25 protein-coding genes are annotated in these 20,631 nt (G+C 68.1%); 1 reads left to right on the forward strand and 24 read right to left on the reverse strand.

From position 1 onward, the window contains the following. Window positions 1–12: 12 nt before the first annotated feature. From I8J34_RS03975 to I8J34_RS03995, 5 genes are read right to left on the reverse strand one after another with little or no spacing between them, the layout of a single operon-like run. The gene (locus I8J34_RS03975) at window positions 13–1,020 is read right to left on the reverse strand and encodes a TIGR03756 family integrating conjugative element protein (RefSeq protein ID WP_214360074.1); all 1,008 of its coding nucleotides are present in this window, start codon (window positions 1,018–1,020) and stop codon (window positions 13–15) included. A gap of 14 nt (window positions 1,021–1,034) precedes the next feature. Continuing rightward, window positions 1,035–1,439, reverse strand: a complete 405-nt coding sequence (locus I8J34_RS03980) for a TIGR03757 family integrating conjugative element protein (RefSeq protein ID WP_214360075.1) — start codon at window positions 1,437–1,439, stop codon at window positions 1,035–1,037. 5 nt (window positions 1,440–1,444) lie between these two features. Next, window positions 1,445–2,188: a DsbC family protein gene (locus I8J34_RS03985; RefSeq protein ID WP_214360076.1), complete on the reverse strand. Its 744-nt coding sequence runs from the start codon at window positions 2,186–2,188 to the stop codon at window positions 1,445–1,447. Continuing rightward, a complete protein-coding gene (locus I8J34_RS03990) occupies window positions 2,185–2,754 on the reverse strand; it encodes a conjugal transfer protein TraP (protein ID WP_214360077.1) in 570 nt (189 codons plus the stop codon). Before I8J34_RS03990 ends, I8J34_RS03985 begins: the two co-directional genes overlap by 4 nt. Next, on the reverse strand, window positions 2,751–3,158 hold the full coding sequence (locus I8J34_RS03995; protein WP_214360078.1) for a hypothetical protein: 408 nt from the start codon (window positions 3,156–3,158) through the stop codon (window positions 2,751–2,753). The genes I8J34_RS03990 and I8J34_RS03995 overlap by 4 nt, the downstream gene beginning before the upstream one ends. Before the next feature lie 110 nt (window positions 3,159–3,268). Between I8J34_RS03995 and I8J34_RS04000 the strand changes: the two genes are divergently transcribed. Further along, window positions 3,269–3,493, forward strand: a complete 225-nt coding sequence (locus I8J34_RS04000) for a hypothetical protein (RefSeq protein ID WP_214360079.1) — start codon at window positions 3,269–3,271, stop codon at window positions 3,491–3,493. Between the two features lie 11 nt (window positions 3,494–3,504). On the opposite strand, the gene I8J34_RS04005 is transcribed toward I8J34_RS04000, so the two are convergent. From I8J34_RS04005 to pilL2, 19 genes are all read right to left on the reverse strand, one after another. Beyond that, window positions 3,505–5,130 carry a conjugal transfer protein TraG N-terminal domain-containing protein gene (locus tag I8J34_RS04005; protein WP_214360080.1) on the reverse strand — a complete coding sequence of 542 codons (1,626 nt, stop codon included), beginning with the start codon at window positions 5,128–5,130 and terminating at the stop codon, window positions 3,505–3,507. Next, entirely contained in the window at window positions 5,127–5,513 is a 387-nt protein-coding gene (locus I8J34_RS04010) for a hypothetical protein (RefSeq protein WP_214360081.1), read from the reverse strand. The genes I8J34_RS04005 and I8J34_RS04010 overlap by 4 nt, the downstream gene beginning before the upstream one ends. Further along, a complete protein-coding gene (locus tag I8J34_RS04015; RefSeq protein WP_214360082.1) occupies window positions 5,510–6,829 on the reverse strand; it encodes an integrating conjugative element protein in 1,320 nt (439 codons plus the stop codon). Before I8J34_RS04015 ends, I8J34_RS04010 begins: the two co-directional genes overlap by 4 nt. Then, complete coding sequence (locus I8J34_RS04020; protein WP_214360083.1) at window positions 6,826–7,362, reverse strand: hypothetical protein; 537 nt, start codon at window positions 7,360–7,362, stop codon at window positions 6,826–6,828. Before I8J34_RS04020 ends, I8J34_RS04015 begins: the two co-directional genes overlap by 4 nt. Window positions 7,363–7,441: 79 nt before the next feature. Then, complete coding sequence (locus I8J34_RS04025) at window positions 7,442–10,243, reverse strand: conjugative transfer ATPase (protein WP_214360084.1); 2,802 nt, start codon at window positions 10,241–10,243, stop codon at window positions 7,442–7,444. A 10-nt stretch (window positions 10,244–10,253) separates the two neighbouring features. Then, window positions 10,254–10,706, reverse strand: a complete 453-nt coding sequence (locus tag I8J34_RS04030) for a TIGR03751 family conjugal transfer lipoprotein (protein WP_214360085.1) — start codon at window positions 10,704–10,706, stop codon at window positions 10,254–10,256. Continuing rightward, entirely contained in the window at window positions 10,693–12,063 is a 1,371-nt protein-coding gene (locus tag I8J34_RS04035; RefSeq protein ID WP_214360086.1) for a TIGR03752 family integrating conjugative element protein, read from the reverse strand. Before I8J34_RS04035 ends, I8J34_RS04030 begins: the two co-directional genes overlap by 14 nt. Window positions 12,064–12,072: 9 nt before the next feature. After that, window positions 12,073–13,074 (reverse strand): TIGR03749 family integrating conjugative element protein, encoded by a 1,002-nt coding sequence (locus I8J34_RS04040; RefSeq protein WP_214360087.1) that lies wholly within the window; start codon window positions 13,072–13,074, stop codon window positions 12,073–12,075. A 6-nt stretch (window positions 13,075–13,080) separates the two neighbouring features. Next, entirely contained in the window at window positions 13,081–13,779 is a 699-nt protein-coding gene (locus I8J34_RS04045; RefSeq protein WP_214360088.1) for a PFL_4703 family integrating conjugative element protein, read from the reverse strand. Between the two features lie 6 nt (window positions 13,780–13,785). Then, entirely contained in the window at window positions 13,786–14,190 is a 405-nt protein-coding gene (locus I8J34_RS04050) for a TIGR03750 family conjugal transfer protein (RefSeq protein WP_214360089.1), read from the reverse strand. A 2-nt stretch (window positions 14,191–14,192) separates the two neighbouring features. Continuing rightward, complete coding sequence (locus tag I8J34_RS04055; protein ID WP_214360090.1) at window positions 14,193–14,591, reverse strand: DUF2976 domain-containing protein; 399 nt, start codon at window positions 14,589–14,591, stop codon at window positions 14,193–14,195. Between the two features lie 84 nt (window positions 14,592–14,675). Beyond that, window positions 14,676–14,921, reverse strand: coding sequence for a TIGR03758 family integrating conjugative element protein (locus I8J34_RS04060; protein WP_214360091.1), 246 nt, complete (start codon window positions 14,919–14,921; stop codon window positions 14,676–14,678). A gap of 48 nt (window positions 14,922–14,969) precedes the next feature. Then, window positions 14,970–15,260, reverse strand: a complete 291-nt coding sequence (locus tag I8J34_RS04065; protein ID WP_214360092.1) for an integrative conjugative element protein, RAQPRD family — start codon at window positions 15,258–15,260, stop codon at window positions 14,970–14,972. 10 nt (window positions 15,261–15,270) lie between these two features. Then, on the reverse strand, window positions 15,271–16,023 hold the full coding sequence (locus I8J34_RS04070; RefSeq protein ID WP_214360093.1) for a TIGR03747 family integrating conjugative element membrane protein: 753 nt from the start codon (window positions 16,021–16,023) through the stop codon (window positions 15,271–15,273). Next, the gene (traD, locus tag I8J34_RS04075) at window positions 16,020–18,119 is read right to left on the reverse strand and encodes a type IV conjugative transfer system coupling protein TraD (RefSeq protein WP_214360094.1); all 2,100 of its coding nucleotides are present in this window, start codon (window positions 18,117–18,119) and stop codon (window positions 16,020–16,022) included. Before traD ends, I8J34_RS04070 begins: the two co-directional genes overlap by 4 nt. A 225-nt stretch (window positions 18,120–18,344) precedes the next feature. After that, window positions 18,345–18,860, reverse strand: a complete 516-nt coding sequence (locus I8J34_RS04080; protein ID WP_214360095.1) for a lysozyme family protein — start codon at window positions 18,858–18,860, stop codon at window positions 18,345–18,347. A gap of 35 nt (window positions 18,861–18,895) precedes the next feature. Continuing rightward, the gene (locus tag I8J34_RS04085) at window positions 18,896–19,363 is read right to left on the reverse strand and encodes a hypothetical protein (protein ID WP_214360096.1); all 468 of its coding nucleotides are present in this window, start codon (window positions 19,361–19,363) and stop codon (window positions 18,896–18,898) included. Beyond that, window positions 19,363–20,001, reverse strand: coding sequence for a hypothetical protein (locus I8J34_RS04090; RefSeq protein ID WP_214360097.1), 639 nt, complete (start codon window positions 19,999–20,001; stop codon window positions 19,363–19,365). The genes I8J34_RS04085 and I8J34_RS04090 overlap by 1 nt, the downstream gene beginning before the upstream one ends. Continuing rightward, entirely contained in the window at window positions 19,994–20,587 is a 594-nt protein-coding gene (gene pilL2 / locus I8J34_RS04095; RefSeq protein WP_214360098.1) for a PFGI-1 class ICE element type IV pilus protein PilL2, read from the reverse strand. The genes I8J34_RS04090 and pilL2 overlap by 8 nt, the downstream gene beginning before the upstream one ends. Between the last annotated feature and the right edge of the window lie 44 nt (window positions 20,588–20,631).

The raw sequence follows: 20,631 nt of genomic DNA on the forward strand, positions 1-20,631 counted from the left end.
GTCTTGCCCCCATCACCACATCCCCCACCGAATGTCGAACAGAAAGGAGCCACGCTTGCGACAGCAGGCGTAGGGTCGCCACAGCGTGAAGGCATACGACATCGACCCGCTGGTCGAATAGTCGCCATAGGACAGCGGCCCTAGGTCCGCGTAGCCGAAGACCGTGCACGAGGCCGCCGCGGCCGACACCATCGGCGCGGACAGCTGCCACAGCCCGCCGATCATCACGTTTTCTTGCGCGGGCGGCGGATCGAAGACCTGGTAGCCGTTGCGCGACGTCGTTCCCCCAGAGGGCAGCTGGGTATAAACGTGTGGCTCGCCGCGCCGCGTGGTGAAGTCCGCGATGCGCTGCGAAAGCACCGCCGCGCCTTTGACCGGGTGCTGCTGCGTGGTCTCGCCGGTGCGCGGGTAGACATTGCCCCAGGTGTTGATGAGATTCGTGCCACCGGTGCACACCTCGCGCAGCCCCGGCAGCCAGGCGGCCGGGTGGAGCAGTTCCACCGGTAGAATGCCGCGCCACACATAGGTGTCGAGCACGCTCTGGTAGTAGGGCTGGAAGCTGTTCACGCCGCTCGGGCAGGACACCGGAAAGAAGCCCATGCCGGCCGCCGGGTGGCCGATCACGTCACCGTCCTTGTAGATTCGCATGCGGTCGGTTCGTTCGGTACGGGTGCGCGCGCCGGCGTTGTCGAACAGGCCGCCGAGGATGCTGCTGCCTACCGGGGCGGCCGCCGTGGCCAGCGGGATGCCGATCATCGGCCACGGGTGCGAGGCGGTGTCGTGGTAGGTGCTCACCACCGCGTCCGGATTCATGTGGCTGTAGCGTGTGCTGGTCTTGATCTTGCACCCGAACATCGTGCACAACAGGAAAAAGCAGACCCCCGACACATGCCACTGTCCACACTGCAGTGCGCTGCTCATCGCCTGCGAGATCAGCGCCGGGGTTGTCGTTGTATCGCCAGGGGCGGCCTGCGCCAGGGGCGCGCGCACTGAGAGCACCGTCACCAGAACGGCTACCATGGCTCGAACCCGGATCATCGCGCAGCCTCCCCGGCATGCCAGCGCCGATAGATCGTCAGCGCCTGTGCCACGTCGTTTACCCCATAGATCACCGCCTTGCGATCGATCACGATCGCCGGGGCCTTCACGATTCGGTAGTGCGCTGCCTGGCCGACCACGCGCGCGGCCAGTTGCAACGCCGCCTTGTCCGCCATGCTCATCGCCGCGAAGCGTGCGCGCGCCATCTCGGTGGCTACCCCCGGCGCGCTTGGCAGCCCCGCCGAGAGCCGTTCGGTGATCGCCTGCAGGGCATCGACGTCGTACACCGTCGCCCCCGGCACCGTGTGCACCGACTGCGCCGCGAGCCTGAAGACCTCTACCTGCTCGGCGAGCACCACGGGCGAGAGCAGCGAGAGCACTGCGAGCAGGGCAGGGCACAAGCGCATCACCGACCCGCCCGATTCAGCGCCTCGGCCAGCTGCGCGGCGGAGAACTCGCCGACCAGGCGCGTGCCGTCTGCGAGGAACATCGTCGGGGTGTTGGTGATCGCGTGCGCCTGGCCGAATTCGACGATGCGCCCCACGGCATCGCCTGCGTCGCGGCACTCAGGTGCAATTCCGAGCGGCAACGGCGCGCCGCGCATGAAGGCCGCCCACTGGCCGGCGCGCGAGGCCTCGGGTGCGCACCAGGTGGCCACCGCAGCCGGGATCGAGGCCGGCGCGATCACCGGATAGGTGAACACGTACAGCGTCACGTCATCGAGGCCGGCCAGCGCATCCTGCTGACCCCGGCACACAGGGCAGGAAGGGTCCTCGAACACCGCGAGCTTGCGCGAGCCGTCGCCGCGTATTGTCTTGATCGCCAGATTGAGCGGCAGTGCCTTGAAATCCATATGCTGCAACTCGGCCAGCCGTTCGGCCGTCAGGTCGCGCCGCTCGCGCATGTCGACCATGCGCCCGTCGATCAGCGCATAGCGACCCGAGCGATCCACGTAGAACACCTGCTGGCCGCTCACCACTTCATAGATGCCCTCGGCCGGCGTCTCACGCACCGCGTCGGCCCTCACCCCACCACCGGTGTGTTCAGCGATCCCGGCCTTGATGCGCGCTTCGAGCGTCTCCGCGTGAGCCGGAAGCGTCAGCATGAGGAGCGCGGACGCGGCGAGTTGGAGGATATGCCTGCTGTTCATCGTTGTTCCTTATCTTCAACCGTCGCCGACGTCATCACAGTGCGAAGGTGATGAGCTCGACCCAGTCGCAAGCCAGAGTGCGCACCCACCGAAGCGCTGACGAACCGTCGGCCAGGGTAGGTGATGACAGCGACACCAAGCGAAACCACGACGAGGACGCCATAGACCGTCCAGAAGGCGGCCATGCTGCGTGCGATCGCCTCGTCGGCACTGATCGTGGTCGCTTCGGTCCGCTCGCACACGAGGGACGGCGTCGGCACGCTGGACGGCGTCACGCGCTCAGCCGGAGGCGTGACGCACTCGCGCACCAGCACGTGCCCCGGAGGCGCGGCGCGAATCGCCGCATCGACGCTTTGGTGGAGGTCCGCAAGAAGGGCCTGTGGGGGTCTGCCGTCGGCAAGGATCGCGGCCAGCGCGACGGTTGCCGCCAGGGTAGCCGGGACCGCCACCGCGACCTGAAAGAACCGCCACACCAGGGTGGCCACCACAGGCAAGACGCCGGGAAAGCCGATCAGAAATGCCTGAAGAAGTGCACCGTGCTTCGGCGACTCGAACCGTTCAGTCATGGGAGTTGCTCCTTGGCGGCGGGCTGTTGGGGAGTGACCTCGTCGGACACGCGCTCAAAGGGCTCACCGTCCATCACGAGCGCACCGGTCTGATCCAGCGACACGGACAGGGACATCGACAAGGGCACCTGATCGATGGCCGTGATGGCCAGCGTGCGCCCCTCGACGACGCCGAGGAGGCGCTGCACGACAATCCTGCTCCCGCGTCCCAGATAGATGAAGCGGCCCTTCACCTGTTTGCCGAACGGTTCGATCTGCAGGACGGGGTAGGGGCGGCTGATGGATTGCCAGATGCCGACGAACGGGTTGTTCGACGATCCCGGCCCCTCAGGCTGCGTGCAGCCGGACAAGGCTGACAGCGTCGTGGCAACGGCGAGCGCTTTGAGGAACGGCAGGGGTTTCATTGATCTCTCCAGGTAAATGTGCTTGACGTCCCAAGCGTCATATGCAAACTTGCAAGAGAGCACAGGAGGCCGACCGGCTTCGTGCGCCCGGGAAGAACGGAGGATTCGTCATGACCACGACCCAAGCCCTGAAGATCACCGGCCGCGTCCTGAAGGGGATCGCACTGGGCCTGCTCGCGCTCATGGCGGGGGTGTTGGCCTTGCTGGGGGCGGCATCGCGGGCGGAGCACGAGCGGGCGCGGCGGGGAGAAGATGCGCTTCCTCAGTACGATCCGTGGGCGCGCCACACCGAGCACTGGACCCGCTATGACGATGACGGGCACCGCATTTGGTAGAGTGCGCCGCTTCATTTCTTTAGCCCTCGCGCCAAACCCCGGCCAGCGGCGCCTGCGGCGCCGCGGGCGGCAGTGCCGGCGGTGCGTGCTCCCGAGGCACCCGCTTCTGCGCCAGTGTTTATTGGCCCTCGAGCTACACCATCAAGCGATCCGGCAACTCGATACCCCACCCACCCCAACATCGCCGTCCAAATCAACGGAAACCCGATGTACATGGACACCAGCACGGTATTTACCGCCATTTGCTTGGTCTCCTTGACGATCGTCATGTCCGGGTCGCGAATGCCGGGTGCCTGAAGCACCACGTCCAGCAGGCCCAGCGAGGTGGGGTACATGGCGACCAGCATGTGGTCGTAGAACCAGGAGGCGATGTACCACATGGCAGCCCAGCCCTTGACGGTGAAGATGGCCAGGGCGCCGAGGAACATCACCTGGAAGGAGAAGCGGCCGATGACCAGGATGAGCGGAAGGAACATGTAGATCGCCAGCAGGATGATCGGCTGCACGATCTGCGCGAACATCTTGATGGTAGGCGCGGCGAACCAGGTCTCCAGGCGTTTGAGCCCGACGCCGATGGCTGCCGAAACCGCCTGCGCGCTCTTTGCCGTGGTTCGGCCGATACCGCCGCCCGACTCCTCGATGACCCCTTCGGAGGCGACGAGCGGGACGGTGGCGCGGCGCACGTAGCGGGCGATCTCGTCGTCCTGGCGCACGGTCGACAGGCCGACGAGGCGCGGCACGGACGGGATGAGCGAGCGCAACTCCGATCCGGCGGTCGATTGCGTGATCATTCGCTCCTTGAGCCCATTCGCGCTGTCGGTCCACCAGCGCTTGCAGTTTGGCCGGCTCCAGTTGGGCTTGACATCGTTGAGCGCCATGTCGGCGTCGTCGCCGTTCAGTTGCAGCGCGAAGCCGGGCACCTCGCTATGCGCCCAGGTCTTGGCATAGAGGTTCGGATCGTCCAGGAAGGCGTGCGAGCCGATCCAGTCCGGATCGCTCGGGCCGTAGCTGGTGATGGCCGCGGCCGCAGCCGCCGATGGTTTTCCGTCCATGAACTTCGTGCGTGCCGGCACGAAGCACTCGTTGTAAAAGCGGGCGATTTCGCGCCGCAGCGCAGGATCGGCGATTGTCAGCTGCTGCCCAAGCTCCTGCACCAGTGACAGATTCGAGTGCGCACCGGAGATGCCGCCGCGCACCGCCTCGTTGAAGGCGCCCGACCAGCCCATGATCGCGTACCACCACGCCGGGATGTCCACGCTCGCCGGCGGGGCGGGGAAGGCAGCGGCAAAGCCCTTGCTGTCCGGGTTCTTGGCGGTCGCGGTCGTTGGCGAGGGGTTACGCGCGTCGGCCTGCGGCGTGTGCTTGAGGCTCACGTTGCTGATCGGGAACAGCGGCACGAAGCAAAGCGCAATGACGAAGAAGGCGGTGAACAGCTCCGCTTCCATCACCCGCACCATCCAGGCCGCATCGGCGCCCTCGTAGCTCGAGGACTTGTGCGAAGTGAGCCAGGTCTCGCCAAGGATCAGGGCGAAGGGGGCATAGACCACCCCGGTGTCGATCAGGATGTCCCGGAAGACCCCTGCCAGCGCCCAGCCATAGAGCGTGGTGAACAGCTCCAGATAGGAATCGACGGTCATGCGTCAGTGCCTCCCGTGATGCGCGAGAACCCGATCAGCGCCTCGATCGCCAGCAGGCACAGCGCCACGCGGTGGCGCATGGCGAGCGCCGCACCGAGCCCGGCCTCGGTGATGCCATGGCGCGCGGCCAGCCGCTCGATGAGTGTCGGCCAGTAGTGCCACAGTGCGTAGATCGCCGACAGGCGTAGCGCGAGCAGCAGGGGGCGCGCACCGGCCAGGGCGTCGCGCAGGGCCGCGAGCCCCGGCTCCGCGCCCATCGCCCCAACCACCAAGCCGATGAGCACCAGGATCGCGCCGAACAGCGCGCCGACGATCAACACACCGCGCTTGAGGAAACCCGTGGCGTGTTTGCGCCGGCGGTTGGGGGTGACGTTCTCGTTCACTTCACGCGTCCGTTTTCCAGGCGATCGTTGTCGACCAGGCCGCCGGTCCCGGTGGCGCGTGATCTATCCTGCGAGGCCCCGTGGTCGCGCAGCAAGGTCTGGGCCGGCCCGGAGACAAGCTCGCGTCGCACCCGCACCTCGTACAGCAGGTCGTCGATGTGCCGATTGAGTTGCTCGAGCGCCAGGTCGATGCGCGCCGTGGCCTGGGCGTTGCCTTGCACCTCGGGCACGGAGCGGCCGGTGATCAGCAGGTTGCGCACGGTCAGCGCCTTGTCGACGGTGCGCGCCAGCGCCACGTCGCGGGCGATGCGCCCCTCGGCCATGGGCTGCTCGACCGGCGGCAATGCCCGGATGGCCTCGATCAGGTCGCGCGAGACCGGCACCCCGGGAGCGGAAGCCGCATCCAGGTCGCTTGCCGATGGCACCGCGGCGCCCATCACGGTGGCGAACTGCGCCTGCGCGGTCGGGATCTCGGCCTCGAACTTGGGCAGCAGGCCAAGCGCGGTGCCCGCAGCACGTGTCGGGCAGCCACCCTCGGCGCAGGTGCTGATGTACTCCTCGCCGAGCACGTCGGTGGCGAAAGCCGCCGCGTCGGAGGGGCCGGGGAAGGCCGCCGACAGGCGATTGGCCGGATATGGCCCGCTATTGGTGGCGGGCGCCAGCATCTGCGTGGCGTTGTAGCCGGCGCGGGTGGTGTCGCCGATCACGTTGATCGCTTTCTGCGCTTTGCCACCGGCCGCGCCGCCGATCCAGGTGAGGCCGTTCCTGCCATCGGCCTTGCCGACGTTCTCGGCAGCGCGGGCGATATCGCCGTTGTTGTGCTTGGCCTCGCGCTTCCAGTCCTCTCCCATGGAGAGAGATACCCAGCCTGCGTAGGGGTTCTTGTTGGCGAGGATCTCGCGCTCCATCTGCTGGCAGCTCTTGGTCGACAACTGCACCAGCTCCTCGGCCTTGGCCGCGTAGGTCTGGAAAAGCTCGTAGAGGCCCGGCTGCGCGCGCTGCAGGATGTACAGTGGCAGCGCCGAGATGCCCGCCTGAACCGCGCCGGTGATCGTCGTGCCCAGGTTCGAGAAGCCGTTCATTAGGCTCGCCCAACTCGCGCCGAAGTCGAACTGCCCGCACGAATAGTTCAGATTCATGACGCCGGACAGGCCCAGCTTCATGCTCGTCGCCGCCGGGTTCGGCGCGCGCGAGGCAGGCGAATCGCCGCCCAGGCGGTAGTACAGGTCGGATTTGCCCGACGGGATCTGCACGGCGTGGGCGGCGCCGGCCGACAGGGCGGCGGCCATCGCCAGGACGATCAGGGGGTGTCTCATCGGTTGCGCTCCAGTAGCCGGTTGATCAGATCGACGGTCTCCTGGCGGGCGGGGCCGCTGTGGACCTGGTTGTCGACGCGATCGACGCCGACCGGCAGATGCGCCAGCTCGGGCGAAGCTGCCCATATTTCAGGGCGCCGAGTGGCCAGCATGGTGAGCGGCACGTTCGTGCCCATCCAATCGAGCCACTCGAACAGCGCGTCGCGCCGCAAGGCGCCCAGCGCCGTGTCGATGCCGTGGATGCAGAGCAGCTCGATCTGCCGCAACGCTGCCTTTAGCGCCGCCGAGTGCATGTCAGCACTGGCCGGCAGTCCAGCGTGGATCATGCGCACCCGGCCGTCGTCCAGAGTGCACAGATCGATGACCGCCACCGCGTGCGACTCGAACGCGGCCCCTGCGCCCCAGGTGGCCAGGTCCGCGCGCCCCGGCGTGGCCACGAACAGCAGCCGCCGACGCCCCAGTGCCTCCTGATAGAGGCGCGCAAGGTGTGCGGCCACGCCCACGCCAGTGGTCTGTTCCCAGGCGGCGCTCATTGAATTACCCTCCTGTCGCTGACGCGACATCCTCCCCGAGGGAGGTTCGCGCGCCCTTCGGGCGGCCGTGCGGGCGCGCTCACGAACGCTTCTCCTTTAGCCGCCGGGCCACCTCATAGGCGGCTTCCAGCTCCGAGCAGCCGCGCTCGCGCATGATTCGGCCACGCTCGGCCTTCTCGTGCTGTTCGGTCATTGCCAGGGCCAGGGGCAGGGTGGGCGGCACGTTGCGGAACAGGTATTCGCCCATGGCGTTGAGCAGTACGCCCTCGGTGTATTTGGGCGCCGCCTTGCGCGCGTCCTGGATCATCTTGCGCTGCGCCTCGGTCAGTGGCCGAAAACGTGCGATCTCGTCGATTTCGTTCGGATTGCGTAGCGTCAGCACCAGCCACCACTCGCACATGTTGAGGATGCGCGCGGCCTGGTCCGGGAAGTCCTCCATGTTCTGCGTGGCGAGCCAGAACCACGCGCCGAGCTTGCGCCACATCTTGGTGGCCTTGACGAGGAAGGGGCTGAGCAGCGGGTTGCGCGTGACGATGTGCCCCTCGTCGGTCAGGAAGATCGTCGGCCGCCCCTCGTAGTGGCTCGCCTCGATCACACTCTGTACCCGGTTGACCAGCGAGGTATAGGCGATCGCCAGCGCGTCCTCGTAACCCTCGCGGGCGAAGTGGCCCAGCTCGACGATGATCACGTCCGCGTCCGGCCAGTCCTCGCCGTAGCCGTTGAAGACTTCGCCACGCAAGCCTTCGTCGCAAAACACCATCATGGCCTGACCCATCTCCTCGGCGCGGGCGCGGCGTGCCTCACCCAGGTCGGTGGCCTTGCGCATGGCCATCAGGCAGCGCGCCACATCCTCGACGCGCGGATGCGGCTTGCCGTCGCGCTTTGCCTCCAGGGCAGCATTGAGGATGGCCTGTGCAATGAGGTATTGGTCCGCGCGGCTCATGCGCGCCTCTTCGGCGCTCTCGCCACCAGTGATCATCAGGCGGGCCTGGATCACCATTTCGCCAAGGTAATCGCGCCGCTCCTCGTCCCCTTCTTCGTCCCCCTCGCCTTGCTCGTCTTGGGCCGCCTCCAGCGTCTCCGGCGACATTCCCGCATCGCGCTCGAGCAACTGCATGGCGTTGGCGAAAACCGGCAGCGAGACCGGCTTGCCCGGCGCGATGTGCTGCCGGTGGACGCGCAAGCCGTGCGCCGCGAAGAAGTCGCCCAGCAGCTGGAAGCTCTCGCCGGCATCAACGATGATCATGCGAGGGCGGTGCACCGCCATGGTCGTCATGCACAGGTAGTTGAGCGTGGCGCTCTTTCCGGCCCCGGTGGGGCCGAGCACCAGCAGGTGGCCATTGGCCTTGCGATCGTTCCGGTTCAGCGGATCGACCAGCAGCGGCTCGCCACCCCGGTTCCACAGCATGAAGCCGGGGCTGCCGGTGCCGCGCGCGCGCCCGTACAGCGGCAACAGGGCGGCGATCTGCGAGGCGAACATCAGCCGGCTGCGGCGCATGTGTTTCTCATCGAAGACCGGATCGAAGCACATCGGCAATGAGCGCAGGAACACGTCGCAGCCGATCAGCTCGTGGCGCGGATCGATGAACTTGAGCCCGGCGTTGGACAGCGAGCCCTGCACAGCCGAGACGTTCTCGCTCAGCCGGGCGTCGTCGTCCCCGCGTACGATGACCGACAGAAAGCAGGGGAAGAGCTTGTCGCGCTGCGCCATGCGTTCGAGTACGGCCTCGGCCTCGTCATAGGTGTGGCCAGCCTCCGCGGTCTGAGCCCGGCTAGCCATCTGGATGGCGCCGATGCGCGCGCGCATGGTGTCCTGGGGCGTCGCCACGAATGTGGCGCAGAGCATGGCGCCCACCGGCAGCCGGTCGAAGCGCGCCACTTGCTTGTCGGCGATCGCGCGCTCGGCGGTGAAGTGCCCGACCTCGGGGCTCTGCTGCATGTGCTGCAGCGCCATGGCGCGAAACGCGCGCTTGCCGAAGCGCCAGATGCCTTCATCTGGATCGGACTCGGGCCAGTCGGTGAAGATCGCCTCGCCCAGGTCAAACTGAGGCACCACGTTGCCGTCGGCCGGCAACGCGAAGGCATCGAGCATCTCGCGCACCGACCCGAGGTAGTCCGGCACGGGGTTGATGTAGGGCAGCATCCACGCCCAGTAGTCGAGCCGGTCCATACGCCGGGTAGTGATGCCGGTCTCGCGCAAGGAGGCGATAAGCGCATCGGCCGCCAACTTGAGCTGATCGAGCGGTTGTTCGCGCTCGCGTGCAATGTCGTAGCCGGGCGGATAGCGGCGGTAGATCGCGCAGCGCACCCGGCGGATTTGCCCGCGCCACACCTCGCCGGAGACCAGATCGTCGACGAACAGCCCTTCGTCGCGGCTGACCTGTTCGAAGTGCTCGGCCAACTGCTCGAGCACGGTGCGCGTCAGATCGGACTCGGCGATCCGGCTGGCGCGATCCGAGGCGGGGCCGCCGTTGACCTCGATTACGTAGGCGCGCACCTGGTCCACGAAGGCGGACAGCTCGGTGTCGTCGTTGCAGTAGAACTGCACCACCCAGGGCGCGGTGTCATGCTCGGGCAGACTGGAGATCGCGTTTTGGATCTCGCGACAGCGAGCGAGCAGATAGTCTTCGCTGCGCGTCGAAGTCGGGATTGGCGTCAGTTCGAACATCATCGCGCGGCTGAGGCCGTCCTCGAAAATGAAAGTGCCGCTGCCGGGCAGGCAATCGACCACTGGCATGTGGTCGGTGAAGGAGGGTGGGCGCATCGCCTGGCGGCGGCGCTCGCGCACCGTCAGCCCCTTGCGGTGGACGCGCCCGGGCCTGGCTTCTTCTGCCGCGGGGGCAGCGTTGGGGCGCTCGACGCGCTTGATGAATCCGAACATGGCAAGCTCCTCAGCGCTCGGTGGTCTGGGGCATGGGCGCGCCGCCGCGCCAGGCGGCCGCCTCGCCGGGCAGCAGGTATTCGACGCGCTCGTACATCGGGAACACGGTGAAATAGCCCGGCACCGGGTAGCGCCCGCCGGACAGGTGAGGGAAGACGTACATCACCAGGTCCGGGTTCGGCGCGCGCGCGAAGCGCTGCTCGATGCCATCGATGACCAGGGCGCTCGACGCATCCGGCCCGCCTGCGTCGCGTGCCGCGCGCAACGGAAGACCCGCGCGCGCCTCGATCGCACCGCGCGCACGCGAGCTGCGCGGGGCGTCGTAGATCGCCTTCATGTCCGGCCCCTCGGCGGGCAGGGGCGACTTGCGCGGCCCAGCCACCGAGCAGGCGGACAGCAGCGCGGCGCAGGCGAGGGCCGCGAGCAGGCGGCCGGGAGGGGTCAAAACGTCAGTGCAGGCCATGGTATGAGTCTCCACGCGAGGTGTTGGCGGCCAGATCCGCGCGGCCGTAGTCGAGCCGGCGCGCATCGCCCTTCTTGTCGATCGGGATCTGCTTTTCGATATGCACCACGATTTGTGCGCCGGCGCCGGTGACCACCGCATCGAAGGAGTTGTCCATGCGCCTCAGGATCCATTGGGTCACCTCGTCGGTACCGCCGGAGATCGCGCGGCCCAGGACGTAGCGGCCGGTGTCACCGGTGACCGCGGTGCTCGAGCTGCCGGTCAGTGCGCTGGTGGTGGTCGTGGTCTGCGCCGCAGCGGCCGCCTCGGCGGCCAGCGAGAGCGTCTTGAGACCAACGATGTCGGTGAGATAGGCCGGCGCGTTGGTGACGAAGCGGCCGGCCACGCAGGGGTTGCCGTAGGCGTCGGAGATGTAGCCGAGGCGGTTGCTCGTACCGGCGCTACCCATCTCGACCGGTCCGCCGCCGCCCTTGCGCTCGCTTACGGTCTGGATCGAGCCATCGGCGAAAACGAAGGTCATCGACTGAATGAAGCCCTCGGAGCACGAGAGCGTCATGTCGCCCACCGCGATGCCCGAGACCACGATGCCGGCCAGGTTGGACGGCAGGTAGTGGCCGTTGGCGGCCAGGTTGTCCGGGCCGAGCAACACCTTGAACTGCATCGGGTCGGTGACCTTGCCATCGACCGGCACGCGGCCGACCACCGCGGTCATCGCCGTGGCGCCGGTGAGCGTGGCGTTCTCCGGGATGGTGAAATAGGGCACATCGGGCGGTGCCTCGGGCTTGCCCGCTTTGGGCGGCGCCACGGCCGGCGCCGCGGTACGGACCACGCCCTGCTGGCCGTCGGCACCCGCGGCCAGGTGGTAGCCCGGCGGTAGGACGAGACGCGGCTTGGGTGCATTGGCGGCACCAGTATCGGCCAGGCCCGGTCGCCGAGCGCCGTCGGTAGCGGTCTCGGGGACGGAGGCAGCATCGGCGTCAAGGGCGGCCTGCACCTGTGCCTGTGCCCTCTCCTGGCGCAGGCGCGCCTCACTGCGCTGTACATTGCGTTCGAGGTCGGCGCGCAGGCGCGCCTCCATGTCATCGGCACGGCGGTTCTGCTCGCGCAGCCGTTCGTTCTCGTCGCGAAGGCCGGCCAGCTCCTTTTCCATGCGCCGAAAGCCGCCCACCACCGTATTGAGCGTCTCCTGCGGTGTGTCGGCGTCAGCGCCCGGCTCGGTGGGCGGCAGCGGCACCTCGTTCATCGGTGCGCCGGCTGGTACTGCCTCGTCGTCGCCGCCGAGCATCGTCAGCGCACCGGCCACGACTAGCAGTGCGACGACGATCAGCGGCAGCAGCTTGTTATGTGCGATCTGCATGGGGGCTCCTCAGCGGGCGTCCGCAAAGCGGCCGTCGGAGACCAGGTACGCGGCCGTGGTGTCGGCCGCGTTGCCCGCGCCATGCAGGCGCCAGTGCTGCGCGGTCAATGCCACCCAGCGCCCGCGGAACATCGCCGGATCGAGCTGTAGCGGCACACTGCCGCGGTTGCTCAGGCGCACCGCGGTCACACACAGCTTGCCGGCGCACCAGGAGGCCAGTACGTTCGCCTCCACGGCACCACCGCGCACCAGGTCCTTCGCCAGTTCTGGCGCCACCTGCTCGCGGCGGACGCGTGTCGAGACCGGGATCAGCCGTGGCGGCGCGTACAGCGACTGCGCCGCGAAGCGGGTCAGCTCGGCCATGTCGGGGTCGGCTGCGGCCGGCGGCACCAAACTGACGTCGGCCTCCGCGCCGGGCCGCGTGCCGGGCAGGTGAATCACCAGGTCGGGCAGACGCTCGGGAGTGCCCGGGCCGGCGTGCGCACTCACATCGAGCGGCAACACCACGCTGCCATCGACTGCCTGCACCAGCAGCCGGACACGGGCGAAGGGCTCGCGGGCGGTCAGGTACAACACGTTCTCGATCGGCTGGACCAGCAGTCGCCCCTCAAGGGCGGGCGGCAGCTGGATCATTGGCACGAAGGGCAGGTCGATCACGCGCTCAGCCTCGATGCCCAACACCACCGGCAGCGGCCGGTTCTCGTAGAGCACATGCGTACCCCCGCGTCGGGCGCGATCGATGTCGGCAGCGGCAACGCCCGGCACGGCGGCAATGGGCGTCGCCGCGGCGTCGGCGCCGGCGGGGCTGCGGCGGCGCGGGCCGGTGGTCGGGGTGCCTTGCGCGGCGTCCTTCTCGCCACGTGGCAGGAAACCCAGGTCAGGAAAGGCCGACGTGTCCGCCTGCATCAGGGTGTCGAGCGGCGTTGCCGGCGTAGCCGTGGCGGTGGCGGGGTTTTGTGCCTGCGCGAGTAGAGGCAGCAGGGCCAGCAGAAGGGTAGGCAGGGTTCGCATTGCGCTTCACTCCGAAGTGATGGCGGGCGGCATGGCGCCGCGCGGCGCGGCGGTGGTGCCGGGGGCAGGGGTTGCGAGCGCGGCCGGTGCCAGGCGCTCGGGTTCGCGACCGCCGTAGCAGTTGAGCGCCAGCTGCCAGGGATTCAGCTCACGATCAACGTCATAACGCACCACATGCAGCGGGTAGCGGATGAAGGTGTCCTTGACCGGCACGCCGTTGGTGGTCTCGGTCAGCTGGGCGTCGATCAGCACCGTCCATCCGCCCCCATGGTCGAGTACGCGGTTGGCCGCGTAGCCGTAGCCCGGGATCTCCTGCAGGGCGCGGGTACGCCGCGACAGTTCGGAGCGGCGCGCCTTGGCGTCCAGATCGTCGCGCAGGCGCGCACGGCAGGCCGGCGTGAGGTAGTTCTGCAGCGCATGGATGCGCGCCCCGTAGTCCTTTGCGCCATCCTCGGGCCAGCGGTTGAGTTGCTGGAGCACGTGGAAGCCGAACAGATAGACGTTTGCCGGCTGCACCTCGGGCACCGTCCCCAGCCGGACGGAGGCGCCCGAACTCAGGTCGGGCGGGATATGGGCCACAAACTCGGTCTGCTGGCTGCGCCAGGCAAGCACGGTGATCAGCAGCGCCGCGAGGAGCGCTGCGGAGAACCAGCGATGGAAGACGACCGCGCGGTGCGCTTCGGCCAGGGCGTTGGTGAATGCCATGGGGACTTATCCTTGCTTTGGGCGGGGACGGCGGGGGCTTGGCGCCGGATGCAGGGAGCGGCCCAGATCCCACAGGCTGCTCAGGTCGATAAACCGGTCGGGCAGCGCGAAGTGACGCGCTGCCATGCGTTTGGCGAGCAACACGTGATAGCCCTGCGGCCGGTCGCGCTTGAGGCGTTGAAACCAGCCGGCAAGCAGGTACACCGTGACAATCGGCATGGCGCCGCAGACGAGCACCGCAACTACAGGATGGAGCTTGTGACCGATCAGGATGCCCGGGGGCAGCCAGGCGACGAAGGCCAGCCCGGCCGCCCAGAACATCTCGCTGGAGGTCAGGCCCCGCAGGATTGGCGGTGCACCATTGGTACGGTCGACCAGGGGGGCGTGTGTGCCGGGCTGGTTGTCGCTCATGATCAGAAGATCGCGTTGGCTTCGGTCAGGAAGTAGATGCCGATGGCGATCGAGAACAAGGCGATGGCGCCGAATGTCAAGATGCTGCCGACGGTTCCCCGACCGTTGTTGTAGGCGAGCAGTTGGGACACCAGGCCGCCTGCGCCCATCAGGAGCAGCGCAGCGCCGATCAGCAGCGCGCCGTAGTCCACGGTCTGGTCGGTGAAGTCGCGGGCATAGCCGAGCACATCGCCCTGGGCGAGAGAGGTGCTGTTGGTCGGCGCGACGGTGGGCAGGGCCGCGTGGGCGGGGCCGCAAAACAGCCCCAGGGGTAACACGGCGGTCAGCAGGGCACTGAGGCGGCGCAGGACACCACCGCCGGCACCGAGTGCGCGTTGGAGAAGGGATTTGAACAAGTGCATGGTCGAACTCCTGTTTGTCATGACGAGGTGCCGCGAATCGAAGGTTTCATCCGTGTGCGTGCGGCGCGCACGCGAATTCATGGGTCACACCACCAGCCACACCAGCATGATCAGCACGAATATGGCGCGCCCGAGGTACAGCACGAAGCGCAGCCACCCCTCGCCCAGCGGGCTGCTGGCCAACTCGAAGCCGAGTTTTTTGACGATGTAGCCGGCCCACAGGAAGGCGAGGATCACGACCACCGAGGCGATGAACACCTTGAGGTCGGATGGCCCCGCACCATTCCAACCGGCAGCGGCCTTCCAGGCGGCAACCTGTCCGGAGCTCATGCCCATCGGTACGCCTCGCTGAGGGGGTGTTGATGGCGCATTGGCGACTCATTGACGGTAATCGCCACGCAGCGGCGCGACCGCGCGTGGCTGGCGCGGCGCATCAAGGTGCTCGTCGATTGCCGCGGCCATCAGGTCCAGGTCGCGCGTGAGCCAGTCGTATCGAAATCGCACGCGCCCCGTGGTGTCGGCGGCACCCGCGGCATCGCGCACCTGGGCCTGAATCAGCCTCAGCTCGTGCTGGATGCGTGCGAGGTTCTCGCGTTCGAGACTCTCGTCGGCGAGCGCCGGACCGCTGGCCAGCGCGGCGAGCAGGGCGGGGAGCATCAGTCGTTTCATGGTTGATTCCTCACAGGTACTTCTTGAAGCTGGAGACGGTGGTGCTCAGGCTCATCGCCGCCGCAGCGGCGAAGAGCAGCACCAGGTAGGCCGGGTTGAGTCCGCCGAAGGGCCAGGCCAGGTAGGCGGCGAAGCCCACGGCGAGGAACCAGCCGGTGAAGCGCTTGGCGTGGTGGTACACAAAGCTCGACTCGCGCCCGCCGGACCACTTGCGCAGGTCGCGGCGCACCAGCCCATCGACCAGGCCGATGCAGATCGCCATCGCGAAGGCCGGCAGACCGTAGAAGGCGATGGCCAGGCGCACGGCGGTGTCCTGTGCCGTGTAGTAGGACGCCTCGAGCCAGTCGGCCGCCTCGGTGAGCACGCGCTGGCGAATCGCCTGGCCGCGCGACGCGCCGGCGGAGGTCTGCGCAGAGGTACGCATGCGCGCCAGCTGGTCGGCGAGGCGCGCCTTGGAGAAGGGCCAGGCGGCCCAACCCGCCATGTCGCGCGCGAAGGCCTGCGTGTCGCGCACCAGCAGCGAGCGCGGGAAGGTCCGCACGTAGCCGTAGTCCTCGATCAGACCGGCGCGCGCATGCTGGGCGCGCTGCTCGGGCCACAGCGTGTACATGCCGCCGATCTCGATCAGCGTGGCGCCGATCCAAGAGCCGATGGTCGTGAGGATCAGGCCGAGCGCCAGCGCCAGCAACCAGCCGATCGGGCCGCGCGCGCGCTCCTGCTGCGAGCGCTGTTCAGACGGCCGGCGGTTTTGTTCTGCGCTCACGCCACGGCTCCAGCTAGCCCGATCGGATGCGCGCTGAGCCAGTCGGTCTCGTCCGCCCAGCGCTCCGAGGTGCGGTACTTGGCACGCATGCGCTCGCCGACCTCGCGCAGCGATGGCGGCACAAAGGCATCTCCCGCCGTGTCGGGCAGCGGCATGCGCAGCTTGAACAGGCGATTGCCCTCGAGCAGCGCGAAGGCCTGCCCCTGGGGCAGTGCCATCACGTCGGAGGCCGATATCATCGGCACGCGCTGGGTCGAGGTGCGATCCTCGTTGCGCGACAGGAAGTCCGTGCCGGTCGAGCCGTCGGTGTCCGTTACCCCGGAGATCACGGTCAGGAGCGACACATCGACTTCGGGCAGCTGGTCGGCGAAGAACTTCGCCGTGGTGTCGTTCTTGACCCGCAGCATCACCACATGGTTGAAGTTGCCGAGGATCTGCTGCGCCTTCGCGGCATCGCCGACGCGCGCCTCGATGTCGGGGATGGTCTGGGTGTAGGCGTGGATCATGAAACCCGCGCCGCCCAGCTTGTTGACCATGGGCACGAACTCGGGGCCGACGATCTCGTTGACCTCGTCGAAGTGGCAGGCCACCTCGGGCAGCACGATCGCTCCCTCCGGGTGGTGCGGATCGATGCCGCTCTTGTAGAGCTTGCCGCCGACCGACACCAGGTCGGCCAACATCGCGTTGCCCACGGCGCTGGCCACCACGCTGTCGGAGAGCGCGTCGAGGCCCACATAGACGATGCCGCCCTGGCGGATCACCTGCTGCCAGTCGAAGATGGGGCGTTCATCTTCTGCGTCGAAGTAGTCTGGCGAGATCAGCTTTCCGGTCTCGCCGGTTGTCAGCTTCTCCAGGAAGGGGCCGAGCGAGGCGACGATTTTTTCGAAGAAGCTGCGCTCGTAGCGCACCGCGGTGGCCAACCCGAGCAGCACCGCGTCGTCGACCTGCGCCTCCTTCAGGTAGTCGACCAGCGCGATCATGCGCGCCGAGCGGTCCTGCAACGCGCGCGACACCGGGTACTTCTTCTGCTCGATGCGCGCGACGATCGCATCGACGCGCATGGCCCAGTCTTCCGGCCCGCGTGCCGCGAGCACATGTTCGGCATAGCGCAGGAACAGCGGCTCGATGTCGGTGATGTCGCGCAGCAGGGCCTCGTAGGTGGGCACCTGGCCGAGCGCCACCTGTGCCTGGGCCACGATGTTGGTAAAGCGCCAGGCGAACTCCTTGAAGGCCGCCGAGTTGCCGGTGGAGGGCAGGGCGTTGGTGGCCCGGTTGGCCACCTCGGTGACCCGCCCGAAATTTCCGATGCCGTTGTAGCGCGCCGAGATCTCCGGATAGCCCAGGTGAAACAGGTAAAGCTGGTCGAGCCGCCCGGCGCGCGCCGCCTCGGCGTACACGCGCTGCATCAGGTCCGCATCGCCCTTCGGGTCGATGACGATCACCACCTTGCCGTCGCGGATGTCCTGCGTCACCAGCAATTCGAGCAGGCGCGTCTTGCCCACTCGCGTGGTGCCCAGCACCAGCAGATGGCCGTTGCGGTTGCGCTGCGCCAGCCCCACCGGCACTTCCTTGGGCTCGACCCCATGCAACACCGGTGTGCCGCCCAGGTCGGGCTGCTCGCCGAGCGGGTTCCACCAGTAGCGCGAGGACAGGAAGAAGGCCGCCACGAACGCCAGCGGCGTGCCGCGCAGCGTGCGCAACAAGGCCGTCGCGGCCCGCACCGCCGGGGAGGGCGTCACGTAGGGTTGAGCCTCGGGACGAGTGGCGTCGATGCGCCGCTGGGTGTGCTGCTGGGTCCACGCGAAGCCATGGCCAAGATAGATCCGGTCGCGCAGGCGCGGCAGGCGATGCGGGGCCACGCGGGTGAGCTTGTAGCGGGTCAGGCCCAGCTGGTAGCGCATCACATACCAGGCGTCCGCAGCGCGCCACAGCGAAAAGCCGAGCGCTGCGAGGCCGGCCATCAGGCCCAGCGCAGCCGGCATCATGAACACCCATGGCGATACGAACAGGACCGCCGCGGCAAGCAGCGCAGTGGTCGCGCTGTAAAGCTCGATAGGCGGGCGCAGTAGCGCCTCGATCACGCCGCGCTGCCTCATGACATGCCTCCCCAAAAAAGAAGGCAGGCGGCACGTGCGATCGACCAGCGGGAGGAGGGGGAGTGTACGAGTCGCCGCCGGGCCGCGCCAACGCGACTCGCCGCCCCCTCGGGAGGCAGGGAGCGCGAAGCGCGACCGTGGGGACCGTACCGATGCACGTGCCGCCGGCCGAACGCCGTTGCGGCGCAGGCGGGGCGGTTGCCCCGGAGGGAGGAGACAAAGAACTTAGACATGGCGGATCCTCGCCAGGCGCGCGAACACACGGCGCGCGTAGCGCTCGGCCCGTTCGGGATTCGATGGCGCGTGGTAGCGCCCCGCAGCGACGAACCAGTCGGGCGTCTCGTCATGGCGCTCGCGCAGCACCGCCGCGCCGACATCGATGTTCCGCCACGGGTTGAGCGCCAGCACTGGCGTGCCCAGCTTGCCGGCGTGGTACTTCCAGCACACCTGCAGGGCGCCGCAGTCGACACGCCGCACGCTGCGATCGAGCAATGCCGAGAGGCGCTCGACTGCAGCGCCGTAAGTCGGATGGCGCTCGGCGCGCCCCTCGACGTTGAGCGTCCACGGATAGGGTAGACGCTGGCCGCGCAGCTGCAACACACTCTCTTGCAGCGCGACGGCGTAGAGCAGGGCGGCGGGCACGCCGTGCCGACGCGCCGCGTTGCGGTAGGCCGGCGGCACCGGCGGATAGATGCTCGCCGCGCCGACGGCTGGCACCCCGAGCATGTGGGTCAGCGTCATGGCAGCCCCCGTCTTCAGGAAGGCTCGGCGGCCCGTCATCGCGGCACCCCGATGAAGCCGCGCGGCAGTTCGCGTCCGTTCAGCTCGATCGCGCGCAAGTCCGGATACAGGCGGCGCATCGCCGCGTCGTAGGCGGCCTGGAAAGCGAGTACCCGTTCGACGTCTTCATGCGTCAAGCGCGCGAACAACTCGGCGTAGCGATCGCGCTCGGCCGGGGTGCGTGCATGAATGCCCAGCGCCTCGACCGGACTGATGTTTGGCACCGAGAACGCTCCGCGCGGCCCAGCCAGCAACTGGCGGGCGCGGCGCAGCTCGGTCAGATCCAATCCCCACATGCGCGCTTCGATCAGTTCGCGCCGCTGCTGCGCCAGCGCCGCGCCATCGGTGGTTTCGGTCGCACCGGCCTTGGCGCTGGTGTGGGCGACGCCCAGCGGCGCTGTATCGACAGCCGACGCCGCAACCGGGCACATCAGCAACACCAGAACGAGAAGGGGCGTGCGCATCAGCGAGCCACCCGCAAGGTCGAATTCTTGCCGTCGGCCAGGCGCAGCGTCACCGCCCGGGCCGCGGTGTCGATGGCTACCACCCGAGCCTTGCCAATCACGTCACCTGCACGCACGAAGCGGATCGAGCCGTCCGAGTTGCGCACCGTGGCGTTGGCTGCGCTGCCCCACTGGTCGACGGCTACCACCGTCGGCAACATCGCTACGGTCGGCGCGCTCTTGGGCGCCGCGCGCCGACGCAGCACCTTCCGTGGTGCCGGCTTGTGCTCAGGGATGCGCTCGAGCAGCGTGGCAACGCTGCCGGTCATGCTGCCGACCGCGTCTGCGAGTTTGTCGATCGAACGCTGGATCTCGGCCAGGCGTGGATCGAGGGTGCCGATACGTTGCTGCAGGATGTCGATCCGGTCGCTCATCTGCGCCAGGTCGGCGCTTGTCAGCGCCGGCTCGGCCATGGGAGCCGCCGCACTCGTGGCGGCAGGCTGCGCCAAACATGCTTTCATCGACGCGGCCGCCTTGCCGATGTCACCGCGCAGCCACAGCGCGATGCCGGCCACCAAAAGCAGGGCGACCAGGCCGAGACCGGCCGCAACGACGGCGCGGCCGCGCCTGGGGGCGAGCGAAGCGCGCGTATCACTCATCATCATCCTCCCCGCCCTCGGGCGTAGCCGAATCGACAACATCCGGCCCCTCGGTCATAGCCACGGGGAGCGCCTGCGCCGTCGCCCCTGCAGCCAGGTCGGCCGGCGTCTCGTCGGGCACCGCCCAGGCGCGAGAGAGGCGGATCGCGATGCTGCGCCCGACAGGATCGTCCTCCACCATGAAGGCTTCCCCGACCAACACGGCGAGCAGCTCGCGAACCGGCGCCGGTCCCAACTCGCGGTGGTTCTGTGGCAGCGGCAAGCCGAGCAGTTTGGCCGCCGCCTCATCCCGCTCACCCAGCGAGTAGCCGGTACGCAACAACACGTAGCGCACGGCGGTGCCGACTTCGCCCACCTCGGCGGGAATGGACAGACGCACGATCGTCTCCAACGGCGCCAGGCGCGCCGGATCGGCGCCGGTCGCCATCGTCGTGTAGCGCGCCAGGCGAACGGTGTCCGGTGCGATATCGAGCGCAGAAACGGAATCGCTGTACTGCGGCTCTGGCATCGGATCGCCCGGCGCGCCGGCATGTACCTGGGGGACGCCCAGGGCGATCATCAGGGCGGCTGGGACAAGCTGTCGCATCGAATGCTCCTGTGTAGGGGGGTGCGCCGCCCGGAGGCGGCGCG

Source organism: Denitromonas iodatirespirans (assembly GCF_018524365.1).
In the GTDB taxonomy this organism is placed as follows: Bacteria; Pseudomonadota; Gammaproteobacteria; order Burkholderiales; family Rhodocyclaceae; genus Nitrogeniibacter; species Nitrogeniibacter iodatirespirans.